Below are 11157 nucleotides of genomic sequence, written 5' to 3'. Positions count from 1 at the left end.
CATGGGGAGTCGGTGGGGATTTGTCCCCATCGACGCTCATCGCCGCGGCGGGATAACGTCGTGGTACACGAGAGGCACCCTCTCGAGGGAGATTTCCCGGGAAGCCCCGGGAACGTAGCCGACACACACACGAAGGAGAACATCATGGCCGTATGGGGTCTTGACGTCGAACAGGTTCGTCAGCTTTCGCAGCAGCTCAACACCAAGGCGAGCGACATCCAGTCGATCCTCAGCACGCTCACCAGCCTGCTCAGCTCGACGCAGTGGACCGGTCCCGACTCCGAGCAGTTCCGCAACGACTGGTCGGGCCAGCACACCGCTGCGCTGAAGAACGTCATCGCTGCGCTGCAGGACGCTTCGCAGAAGGCGTCCTCGAACGCCAGCGCGCAGGAGAGCACTTCTTCTTCGCTGTAGCAGTCAGGACGGGGCGGGCCTTCGGGCCCGCCCCGTCCGACGATTCTTGACCTCGGGAGGGGGTGACCCATGGGCGTATACGGAGCCGACGTCGCGCAGCTGCGCGACACAGCGACAGAATTCGATCGGGCGGCGGAGCAGCTGGCCTCGATCTCGACCTTGCTCGGCAGCGAGCTGGCTCGCGCACCGTGGAAGGGCGCGGATGCCGTGTCGTTCCGGTCCAATTGGGACACCGACTACTCCCGGCGTATCGCGGAGGGCTCCACGCGTCTGCGTGAGGCCGCGCGCACGCTGCGGTCCAATGCCGACGACCAGGAGACCACCAGTGCGGTCACCGGCGGTCCCGGTGGTGGCGGCGGCGGAACCGGCGGTGGCGGCGGCTTCGGGGGGAGCGGCGGCGACTTCGGCGGTACCAGCGGTGGTGGCGGCGGTGGCGGTGGGGGCGGCCCTGTCGAAGGCGACGGACCCGGCTGGTCGGGCGCCGAGGGCGAAGCCGGCCCGACCGGTGTCAGCGGCAAGGCCGGCATCGGCGCGACGTTCGAAGACAAGTGGGACCTCGCCGGAGCCGAGGTCACCCGTGAGGGCGACTACGGGCTCGGCGCCAAGGGCGAAGCCGGCTGGAAGTTCAACTTCGACGGCGACGAGGGCAAGACCTTCGACGGCAAGCAATGGGGCGACGACACCGAGAAGGCCGGCGGGGCCGGGCTCACCCTCGGAGCTGAAGCCAGCGGCAAGGCCGGCGCCTGGGCCGAGGATTCGCTGGAGATCGGTTGGGGCGGTGCCAGTGCGGGCGTCGGATACGACGCGATGGCCGGTGCCCGCGCCGAAGCCGGAGCCGGAATCGAGGTGGGCCCTGACGGAGTCCAGGCCGCGGCGAAGCTCGGCGGATTCGCCGGAGCCGAGATCAAGGGCAACGTCCAGGGCGAGGTCTTCGGACTGGGCGGCGGTGTCGAGGCGGGTGTCCGCGCCGGCATCGGCGGCGAGCTCAGCGCCACCGCCGACCTGGGACTCGATAAGGTCAAGCTCGAGTTCGAGATCGGCGCCTCGCTCGGCGTCGGCTTCAGCATCAAGCCGAACATCGAGTTCAGTCCGAAAGAGATGGCCGACGACGTCATGGACCTGTTCGGCTGGTAGCCGGACAAGAAGGAATGAGAACAGACATGCCCGAGGCATCCTTCCCCAGTGCGGCCTTCCCCGCGTTCCCCGCGGTGTCGCTGCAGCACCCTGACGAGTGGACCCCGCGTGCGGTGGTCAACACGCTGTTCGCGGTGATCGACGATCGCGGAGCCGACGCCTTCTCTCCGAACGTCGTGGCCGGTGTCACGCGCGCCGTCGGCGCCGTCACGCTCGAGCAGGCCGCGGCCGCCGTGCAGGCCGACATCGCCGCGCTGAACGAGGTCGCTCCCGTCGACGCAGCCCAGGTCGGCTTCGACGGCACGCCCTGGTTCGTGTCCGAGTTCGCGCACCTCACCGAGGCCGCGGGCACCGTCATCCAGATCATTGCGGTCACGGTCGTCGAATCCGGGCCATTCACCGACGTGATCCGCGTCACCGGCACCTCATCACCTGCCGACTACGAGCAGTCGCTCCCGGTGATCCGCAAGATCATCGCCAGCACGCGCATCACCGCGGGCTGACGCGCCCGACCGTAGCAAGAGCGAGTTCTTGCGCAGCGGGCTCGGTGATGCGCGGAGCGTAGACGTCGCGTGATCGGGCCGAATGACGGGACAATCAAACGCGACCGCCGCATTTCGGCACAGTACGAACGGCGAATCTCCGCAAGTCGACCGGCTTGAGGGCGTCACGTCGCGCTCGGTCTACACGGCAGCGCAGCGTGGTGCTGTAGTCAGCGCTGGGCGGACGTACAGGCGTTGTGCTCAGCCTTTTCGTCGAGGCTTGCGGGTGTCGCCGGTCCGCGCGGCGAGGAGCCCCGCGATCGGTGAGAGAACGATGAGTGCCGCCCAACACCATCTGCCGGGAATCGCTCCCCACACGATAGTGACCGGAATCGAGGCCAGGAACACCATCGGGGCCACGAGGCCGGCGGCGAGATCTGCCGCGTTCTGTCGGCGGCTCGTGGGGTGTCGCAGAAGCCCCCGGGCTCGAGCCACTTCGTACATGATGCTCATGCAGATCGACACGAGCGCAACGTTCACCGCATAGAGAACTGTTGGGATGCGCAAGTGCGAGGACGCCGGGTCGCTGATTCCCTGAGTTGTGAAAGCCAGGAAGATGACGCCTGCCGCGGCGACCAGATTCAGAATCGTCGTGACCGAATCCAGACCCGTGAACAGCCGCGTCAACCTGACGTTCAGGCGCCAGAACACTGCGATGACAGTGAAGCTGAGAATGAACCCGAAAGCTTGGAAGACCACGCCAGACGCGACAAGCGCATCGAGCGATCTCCATGCTGCGGCCGGTGGCGCGTCGACGTTCGCGATGAGCAGGGTGGCGGCGAAGCCATACACCGCATCGATGTAGGAAACGTCGCGGCCGAACACGATAGAGCTCGTTGAGGCGAAGTCAGAGTTCTTCTTATTAGGAGGGGCGTCAGGAGCTGGCGAGTTGGTCACGCTCTCAGGATGATCGCCTCCCCATCGACCGTCAACGCAGTTGGACGGCCATTCGAGAACGACAATCCTCTCGTGGTTGGATGCGGCGCTGGGCAAACAGTCGGACGGTTCGATGACGCGTTCTCCCGATTACCGCGGCGGGTCAGGCGGTGTCGCCGGGGAGGGTGGGAATCGCGGAGTAGGGGTGCGCCTCTATCCGCATGGGTGGTTCGGCGAGGAGGTCGATGATCTCATCGCGCAGTTCGTCGGACATATCGCTGGTTTCGTACGCTTCCTTGGCGTCGACGGAGCGGAATACCTCGATGTTCCAGAGCACGTCGGGTCGGCGTCTTCGCGCAGCATGATGAACCGGTCGGAGGAATCGGACTTCTGCATGCCGATCGTGGCTAGTTCGAACAGCCGGTCGCCCTTTCCGTTCCTCAAGCGAATCGGGCGGCAACTTGCCGAGCATGACGACCGCGACCAGTTCCGCGCCGGGATTGAGATCATCCTCGCCGGCATCGGTTCAAAACGAAGCGCACGCTAAGGGACCGACTTGCGAACACGCGTCGGCCGGGCCCGCTAGGGAGTTGGGCATCCCAGAGGGTTGGTGGCAACGACAACATCCATGCACGAGTTCTTCGTCCAGCCGGGATCCCCACCATATGAGTCGAACGCGTTTGTCGTGAAGACGGTCACTTCGTCGTCTCCACCCCCAACAAACGCGAAGTAGACCATCGAATCGCCCTCGGTGGTCGGGAAGGTCCATGCCAGTTCGGCATCCTCGTCCGCCGAAGCCGCACGTGTTAGGCATTGCACCGCCTCGGTCGGCAGCTCTTCTCCTTGGCCAAGAGCAAATTCGCCGCAACTGACCGCAGCCTCACCATCGCGAACCGCATCGGGGCATCCGGGAGCTCCCTCGCGGCCTGTATCGGATCGCCGTCCGGCGCGCGAGAGATCGGATAGGTCTGCACACAGGCGGTGAGAAGCAAGGCGGCTCCTATCACCGCGACGATGGCGCCGGCCATCCGCGAGAGACAGACCACGTCGGGGCGTCGCATGGAACTCACGGTACCGCTGTCCGATCTGCGTCCGTGGGTCGATCAGCTTCTGCTCGAACTGTCACGTTGACCGACTGGACTGCGGGCACCGGTAGAAGGTGCATCGTAGGCTCGGCCCATGGACTCAAAGGTGCGCGGATGGGTGGTTGCGGGCAGCGCGCTCTGCGCACTCGTTGGGGCGATAATCACCGTCGCCTACTTCTTCCAGCCGTGGCGCAGTTGCGATTACGAGGACACGTCGGCGGGATGCGCAATGCTCCCCGCCGACGCAACCGTGATGGCTGTCGCAGCGGTCGCGACGATCGTGGCGGTTGGCGTGTTCGTGTTTGCACTCATGTCTAAGGAGCGCCCCGCCGTTCGTTGAGGGACGATCGCTAACCGCGGTGCCTGCCAAGCGGTATCAGGGGCACGGCCAGGCCTGCCACAAGCAAGAGTGGCAACCACGAGCCGATCGCAATCGCCGCAACGGCGCCGACAGCGGCGATCACGACGGCGATGATCCACAGCGCAGTACGCACCGGCCCGATACCCTCAGCGTCCGGAACGACGGTCATGGCGCAAGGCTAACCTCCACGCAAGTCCGCAACCCCGCTGCTGAGGTAACTCACAGCTGGATAGCGCAGTGACGGACGCCCGCAGGTGGATCCTGCGTTGCCTCGGACACTTCGGCCGTCGGCATCGAGTTTGGCTATCGTTACGTGGTGATCCCTTCAGCGACTTCTCGTCTTCGGTTCCGAGAGATGACAGTCGGCGACCTAAACGACATGGCCGCTCTGCTCGGCGATCCGCGAGTGATGGCGTACTACCCCGCACCGAAGACTCGAGACGAGGCATCGAGGTGGATCGCCTGGACGCGACGCAATTACGCGGAGCACGGGTACGGGCTGTGGGTCATCGAGACGCATGACGGCGAATTCGTCGGAGACTGCGGACTAACGTGGCAGCCGGTCGACGGGGCACAACGGCTCGAGGTTGGCTACCATGTTCGCGCCGAGATGCAGGGCCAAGGCCTTGCGACAGAGGCAGCGGCCGCGTGCCGCGACTTCGCTCGAGACCAACTACTTGCCCCTGAATTGGTCGCGATCATCCATCCCGACAACACGGCTTCGCTCCGTGTCGCCGAAAAGCTCGGTATGACGCACCTTCAGGATCACCGCAGCGGTCACGTTCGCTCCACGGTGTACGCCATGCGCTTCTGACGAAGCCAGCCTCAGGAGTCTCTCCGACGACCAGGCACGTGCACCGAACCGTCCGCAAGGCGACCGGGTTGCGGGCGGCGATCGAAGCTGAGCGTCGGTGCCGCAGACTCACTCGCTGTTATTGCGTCCCACACCGCCCGGGGTGTGATCGGGGAAGTCCGTCTCTCCGATACCGCCGGGTCCGTAGAACGCCTCGACAAACTGCAGTGCCTGCGCGACGAGTTCAGGCGCTGCGCTGCGACCAGAAGATCGACCTACAGTAAACCCGTAGGTTCCTTCCGCCGGCCCGTTCAGCCACGCAAAGTCGTAACTCATGGTTCCATCTGGCTGAGTTCGCTCGCTGATTCGGAACAGCTCACCCTGGACGACGACGTCAAAGTGATCCATCCCGCGATTCTAGGTTTGGTCAGCGTAGAAACGGGCACCCACCAGCCGGAGCCCGACGCCATGGCCGCCATGTTTGGATGGTGGGCATGAGAAAGTGGCTGGCGCGAGCGATCGGAGCACCCGCCTCGACGTCCTTCGGTCGCTTCTTCCGCATCGTTGCCGACGCGAAGGCGCGACAAACGTGGGCTGATCGCCTCGACGACGCCGGGCTGATACTTGCCGCACGCCGCGCAACAACCGCGCCCGGTCGGCGCGCCGGCCATGAACCCACTGCGGACCTGCTGGCGGTGCTGCGTGCAACTGCGCAGCGCACCATCGGGCAGGACCCGTTCGATGAACAGCTGCTGGCATGCTGCGCGCTCCTGACCGGGCACGCGGTCGAGATGGACACCGGCGAAGGCAAGACCCTTGTCGGGGCTCTTGCCGCCGCTGGCTTCGGGATCGCCGGACGTCGGGTTCACGTGTTATCGGCCAACGACTATCTCGCCCAGAGGGATGCTGAATGGATGCGACCGCTGTTTGAGAGCCTCGGGCTCAGCGTCGGTTCGATCGGCCAGCACACCGACTCATCGACGCGCTACGAGGTATACCGGCGGGATGTCGTCTATGCCCCGGTTAGTGAGGTCGGCTACGACGTGCTCCGCGACCGGTTCGCGACGTCGGATGCCGATCGGGTTCGGCCTGAGTTGGACGTCGCAATCGTTGACGAAGCCGACGCCGTGATGGTCGATGAGGCGATGTCCCCGCTGGTGCTTGCCGGTTCGACGCCCGACCTGGCCGAGGACTTCACCCATGCCGACGCGCTCGTCCGCGAACTCGACCCAGACGTTCACTTCGCGATCGACGCCGACCACGCCACCGTCTCACTCACTGATCCGGGACTCGATCTCCTTGAACGGCAACTGGGCGGGGTGAACCTCTACGAGATCGAGCACACTGGGATGCTCACGAAGATCAACCTTGCGCTCCACGCACACGTTCTGGTCCAGCGCGACATCGACTACCTCGTGGTCGATGACACGATCAAGCTGATCAACACCGCCCGAGGCCGCGTCGCGCACCAGCAGCGATGGCCAGACGGCCTGCATGCGGCGATCGAAGCGAAAGAGCAGCTCCTCGTCTCTTCACCGGGCACCATCCTCGACACACTCACGGTCCAGGATCTCCTCCGTGGCTACGCGACGCTGGTCGGCATGAGCGGGACCGTTGTTGCAGTCGCCGAAGAACTCGCCGAGTTCTACTCGCTTGGTGCGGGTCGGGTAGAGCGGCGACTTCCGAACAAGCGGCTCGATCACCCCCAGCGAGTGTTCCTTGACGATCATGCCCGTCTGGATGCTGTCGTGAACGCGGTCCGCGATCGTCATCGCGCCGGTCAGCCGATCCTGGTGGGGACGCAGAGCGTCGCCGAATCCGAGAAGGTTGCGGCAGCCCTCGCCGAGATCAGCATCGAAGCGCAGGTGCTCAATGCCCGCAACGACGCTCACGAGGCCGTCGTGATCGCGAACGCAGGAGAGTTCGGCGCGGTCACGATCTCGACGCAGATGTCGGGCCGCGGCACCGACATCCGACTCGGCGGACCTGACGAACGCGACCATGATCGAGTCGCTGCGACCGGCGGCCTCGCGGTCCTGCAAGTCGGCCGCTACCCGTCCGGCCGGCTCGACGCGCAACTGCGCGGTCGTTCAGGTCGGCAAGGCGATCCCGGCACCACCCTGACTTTCGTGAGCGCTACCGACGATCTCGTACAAACCAACGCGCCGACACATCTCCTCGAAAAGATCCGTCGATACGGGGATCAACTCGATCAGAACGCGCTCGGGCGCATCGTCGACCAGGCGCAGAGGATCGCGGAAGGCATCCGACGCGACCGGCACCGGGACACCTGGGATTTCAACCGGGCCATCGCCCGGCAACGCGATACCGTTCTCGCCCATCGCGACAGCGTCATGCGCGACGGCCTGGCCCGCGCCGAGCTCACCGGTCGCGTCCCCGAGAAGCTCGAAGAGCTCGAGACAGCATCCTCGGTTGAGACCGTTGCGGAGTTGGTCCGCGACATCACCCTCTGGTGCCTCGACGAACAGTGGAGCGACCACCTTGCACACCTCAGCGAAATCCGCGACGGCATCCACCTGCAGGCCCTCGCCGGCCTCAACCCCCGCGACGAGTTCCACCGCATCGCCCTCCGCGAGTTCCACGGCTTTTTCGCTGAAACCTACGTGCGCGCCGCCGCCATCGTCGAGGACGTCGCACCAGACCAACTCGGACAAGGAATCACCCCGCTCGGGCTCCACAGACCTTCCGCGACGTGGACGTACATGATCAGCGGTAACCCCCTCGGCAACCCCATGGACCGCGCCGCCCGCGAAGCCGGCAAATGGTGGCGATCCCGCGTCCTCAACATCGAGTAAGGATGTTGCGAAAGCCAGCTCGTGGGTGACGGCCTTGGTGGCGATCAGTTCCGCTGCCGCATCACGCAGGCCGGAGAGCAGTTGGCTGGTGGACAGGCACTTAGTTGAGGCGGACGAGGTTCGCCTCGCGGATGAGGACAGCGGATGAGTCAGGATGAGAGGTGATGCGCACACCAATCAGCCGCCGCCTGCTCGCATCGAGCACTTTCGCGGCCGCACTCTGGCTCCTTTTCGCCATTGTCCGCTGGGCCTTCTCGCAGATCCAAGGGCCCGCTGCCCAGCTCGCCCTTCTGGTGCCCGAGGTGATGCCGTCGGGACTGACGTGGGGGGAAAGCGGTCCATGGCTGATCCTCACGGTCGTCATCGGGGGGATCGCTGTCGCGCTCGCGCATGCGTTGTTCACGGCGGTGTCGGGCCGGGATGGCACATGGCTGGTCGCCGCCTGGTTCGCGACCGTCGCAGCCGGCGCGCTCGTCGGGCTTGCCCTGGACATCGCCGGCGTCTGGGGATCACTCGCCACCTTCGGACCACGTGGATTGCTAGTGGGCGAGTTCGGTACCGCCGCGGCATCCGGCGCGCTGTGGGGGCTGGCGGTGGGGTGGATGCCGGGCCTTGTGGCCCGCATGCCGGCTCCGGCTCCGGCTGCAGCAGACGCAGACGAGCGGATGTCGCGGGGGCGGCGAGCACCCTGGCTCTTGCCGGCCGCGGCCGTTGCTGTGATCGCCGTGGTGACGACCGGCGTGGTCGCCGACAATGCGCGTACTGCCGCGATCGAGGCGGATGCCGCCGCGCGACAGGAGGCCGAGGCTGCTGTCACGTTCGGCGCTATGCCCGACTCCAACGCGCCGGGGGTGCCGGTGCCCGACAAGGCGGATACCTCCACCGACTTCGACCCGGCGTGGTGCACACCCGAAAGAGCGATGCTACTGAAGGGCGAGCCCGATGCGGCGACGGGGCACCGCGGCCTGCCGATCCGGCTGATGAACTTCTCGGACGAGCCGTGCGTCATCGAGGGATACCCCGATGTGGCGTTCGGCGACCAGAATGGGCACCTGCTCGCGGTGACCATCGAGCAGGGCGGGTCCTTCATGGCGCAGGATCCCGGCCCCCAGCGCATCGAGGTGCCCGCCGGCGGCCACGCGGTGTCTGTGCTCACGTGGGATGCCGCATCGCCGCACGGGGCACTCGTCACGAAAACCGTCTATGCTGCACCGACCGCCGGCATGACCCGAGGCTCGTGGCCGATCGATCTCGACATCGTCGAAGGCTCAACGGTCGCCACCACCGCCTGGGTGATCGACGCGAACCCTGCGCCCGCCGAGTGAACCCCACTCGGGGAGAAGGCTGTTTCGACCGATGACAGCGAGTGGCACGGACGCCGTCTACGCGCGCTGGCGAGGGCTGACCAGTGGCATGGTGGCGGACATCGCCCAGCGCGGCATCCGGAACATGGGCCGGTCTCTGCCCAGTGCGTTGATGGCCGACATCTCCGCGGCCGCGAGGGTGAAGTCGAACACGTCGAGGTTCGCCGCGATGTGCTCGGGGTCGGTCGATTTGGGGATGGCGACGAACCCGCGTTGAACGTGCCAGCGAAGGATGATCTGCACCGGCGACTTCCCATGTTCGGTCGCCGCAGCGAGGACCGCGGGTTCGGCGAGGAGAGACTTCGATCCGTGGCCGAGCGGATACCACGCCTCCGCCACGATGGCATGAGACGAGAGGTAGGGGAGCAGCTCGGGCTGCTGCCAATGCGGATGCAGTTCCACCTGGTCCACGACGGGCGTGATCCGCGCCTTCGGAAGCAGATCCTCCAGGTCGGCAACGGTGAAGTTGCTGACGCCGATGGACCGGACGGTTCCCTCATCCACGGCTTCCTCCATGGCCCTCCAGGCGCCGTGTATGTCGCCCACGGGTTGATGCAGGAGCAGCAGATCGATGTAGCCGGAGTCGAGTCGTTTCAGCGACTCGGCGATCGCGACGCGAGCCTTGTCGTACTTGTAATGCGACGGCCACAGCTTCGTGGTGAGGAAGATCTCATCGCGGGGCACTCCCGAGCCGTGGATGCCGCGACCCACGGCGCGTTCGTTCCGATAGGCGATTGCGGTGTCGATGAGCCGGTATCCCGTCTCCAGGGCCGACTTCACACTCGACTCGCACACCGCGACATCGGAGATGAGATAGACGCCCAGGCCGATCTGCGGCATCCGGAGACCGTTCAAGAGCGGAACGCTCGTCGTCATGAGCGACTCCCTTTCGTGTGGGTGATGCACCCCACGCCCCATTGTGCGCGTGATCACTCCCCTCCGACAGGAGCACGCTTGCGTGCCCTCCGACACGCTCGACGTGGCCGCGGTTCACTGCGTCGCGCCAGCCTCGACCTCTCCTGACAGATCCACATCGATCGCCGCCGCCTCTGAGACGTCACCTCGACGTTCGCGGACGGTCCTTCGGTCAAACGAGATCTAGTCGGTCTCGTCGTGTCGTGCTGACGGCCGACCGTCTTTTCAGCGCCCGATGACGGCGTCGAGAAGCCGATCGACATCCCCGGGCTCGATCGCGGTGCGACTCAGCGCCCGCAGGATGACGGCGCCGATCAGTGCGTCTGCGACCTCGTCGACGGGAGCGCCCTCGGGGAGGTTGGGCACTGTTCCGATGGCGCGTTTCAGTCGGCCCGAGATCGAGTCCGATCCCGACAGGCTGTCACGCAGCCGACGACCGACCTCTGCGTGCTCGGCGGCCGCGGCGATCAGTGAGCGCAGGAGGCCCTCGCCCTCCGCACTGCCCAGGAGTGCGAAGACGCGCTGGAGCCAGGTGGTCAAGTCCTGGCGGATGTCGCCGGTGTCGGGCGGTCGTAGGCGTTCGGAGAGCAGCATTCCCTCGAGCAGGCACTCGGCGATCACCGCACCTTTGGACGGCCACCAGCGGTAGATGGTCTGCTTGCCCACTCCGGCGCGTGCGGCGATGCCCTCGATGCTCAGGTGATCGTACCCGCGTTCGGCGAGAAGTTCGACGGTAGCGTGCAGGATCGCCTGGCGCGCTGCTTCGCTGCGGACAGGACCGCTTCGGGGCAAGGGCATCAGCTGCGCACTCCTTCAGATAAGACGAGACGGTGCGTGTTATCTTAGCCAGGCTTGTC

The 11157-nt window shown here is 65.8% G+C and carries 13 protein-coding genes; 8 read left to right on the top strand and 5 right to left on the bottom strand.

From position 1 onward, the window contains the following. Window positions 1–144: 144 nt before the first annotated feature. From ASD65_RS11790 to ASD65_RS11780, 3 genes are all read left to right on the top strand, one after another. Window positions 145–414 (top strand): WXG100 family type VII secretion target, encoded by a 270-nt coding sequence (locus ASD65_RS11790; RefSeq protein ID WP_056222826.1) that lies wholly within the window; start codon window positions 145–147, stop codon window positions 412–414. 69 nt (window positions 415–483) lie between these two features. Continuing rightward, entirely contained in the window at window positions 484–1548 is a 1065-nt protein-coding gene (locus tag ASD65_RS19155; RefSeq protein WP_056222823.1) for a hypothetical protein, read from the top strand. A 26-nt stretch (window positions 1549–1574) separates the two neighbouring features. Next, complete coding sequence (locus ASD65_RS11780; RefSeq protein ID WP_056222820.1) at window positions 1575–2051, top strand: LpqN/LpqT family lipoprotein; 477 nt, start codon at window positions 1575–1577, stop codon at window positions 2049–2051. A 240-nt stretch (window positions 2052–2291) separates the two neighbouring features. Here ASD65_RS11780 and ASD65_RS11775 read toward each other — a convergent pair whose 3' ends face one another. After that, window positions 2292–2915 (bottom strand): TMEM175 family protein, encoded by a 624-nt coding sequence (locus tag ASD65_RS11775; protein WP_056222816.1) that lies wholly within the window; start codon window positions 2913–2915, stop codon window positions 2292–2294. A 148-nt stretch (window positions 2916–3063) separates the two neighbouring features. On the opposite strand from ASD65_RS11775, the gene ASD65_RS19040 reads away from it, so the two are divergent. Further along, complete coding sequence (locus tag ASD65_RS19040; RefSeq protein ID WP_156378859.1) at window positions 3064–3513, top strand: hypothetical protein; 450 nt, start codon at window positions 3064–3066, stop codon at window positions 3511–3513. A gap of 632 nt (window positions 3514–4145) precedes the next feature. Next, window positions 4146–4391, top strand: coding sequence for a hypothetical protein (locus ASD65_RS11760; RefSeq protein WP_082561727.1), 246 nt, complete (start codon window positions 4146–4148; stop codon window positions 4389–4391). A 10-nt stretch (window positions 4392–4401) separates the two neighbouring features. Here ASD65_RS11760 and ASD65_RS11755 read toward each other — a convergent pair whose 3' ends face one another. After that, window positions 4402–4581: a hypothetical protein gene (locus tag ASD65_RS11755; protein ID WP_056222806.1), complete on the bottom strand. Its 180-nt coding sequence runs from the start codon at window positions 4579–4581 to the stop codon at window positions 4402–4404. Between the two features lie 147 nt (window positions 4582–4728). Here ASD65_RS11755 and ASD65_RS11750 point away from each other — a divergent pair, with 147 nt between their 5' ends. Next, entirely contained in the window at window positions 4729–5226 is a 498-nt protein-coding gene (locus tag ASD65_RS11750; protein WP_056224792.1) for a GNAT family N-acetyltransferase, read from the top strand. Between the two features lie 108 nt (window positions 5227–5334). On the opposite strand, the gene ASD65_RS18810 is transcribed toward ASD65_RS11750, so the two are convergent. Then, a complete protein-coding gene (locus ASD65_RS18810; protein ID WP_082561726.1) occupies window positions 5335–5613 on the bottom strand; it encodes a hypothetical protein in 279 nt (92 codons plus the stop codon). 86 nt (window positions 5614–5699) lie between these two features. Here ASD65_RS18810 and secA2 point away from each other — a divergent pair, with 86 nt between their 5' ends. Both secA2 and ASD65_RS11740 read left to right on the top strand, forming a co-directional pair. Continuing rightward, on the top strand, window positions 5700–8021 hold the full coding sequence (gene secA2, locus ASD65_RS11745; protein WP_056222802.1) for an accessory Sec system translocase SecA2: 2322 nt from the start codon (window positions 5700–5702) through the stop codon (window positions 8019–8021). A 164-nt stretch (window positions 8022–8185) separates the two neighbouring features. Next, window positions 8186–9346 carry a DUF4232 domain-containing protein gene (locus ASD65_RS11740; RefSeq protein ID WP_056222800.1) on the top strand — a complete coding sequence of 387 codons (1161 nt, stop codon included), beginning with the start codon at window positions 8186–8188 and terminating at the stop codon, window positions 9344–9346. Between the two features lie 57 nt (window positions 9347–9403). Here the strand turns inward: ASD65_RS11740 and ASD65_RS11735 are convergent, their stop codons facing one another. After that, a complete protein-coding gene (locus tag ASD65_RS11735; protein WP_056222797.1) occupies window positions 9404–10261 on the bottom strand; it encodes an aldo/keto reductase in 858 nt (285 codons plus the stop codon). A gap of 264 nt (window positions 10262–10525) precedes the next feature. After that, window positions 10526–11098: a TetR/AcrR family transcriptional regulator gene (locus tag ASD65_RS11730; RefSeq protein ID WP_056222793.1), complete on the bottom strand. Its 573-nt coding sequence runs from the start codon at window positions 11096–11098 to the stop codon at window positions 10526–10528. Window positions 11099–11157: the final 59 nt, after the last annotated feature.

Source organism: Microbacterium sp. Root61 (genome assembly GCF_001427525.1).
In the GTDB taxonomy this organism is placed as follows: domain Bacteria; phylum Actinomycetota; class Actinomycetes; order Actinomycetales; family Microbacteriaceae; genus Microbacterium.
Note: the sequence above shows the minus strand (reverse complement) of the source record. Positions and strands in the feature narration are given on the sequence as shown.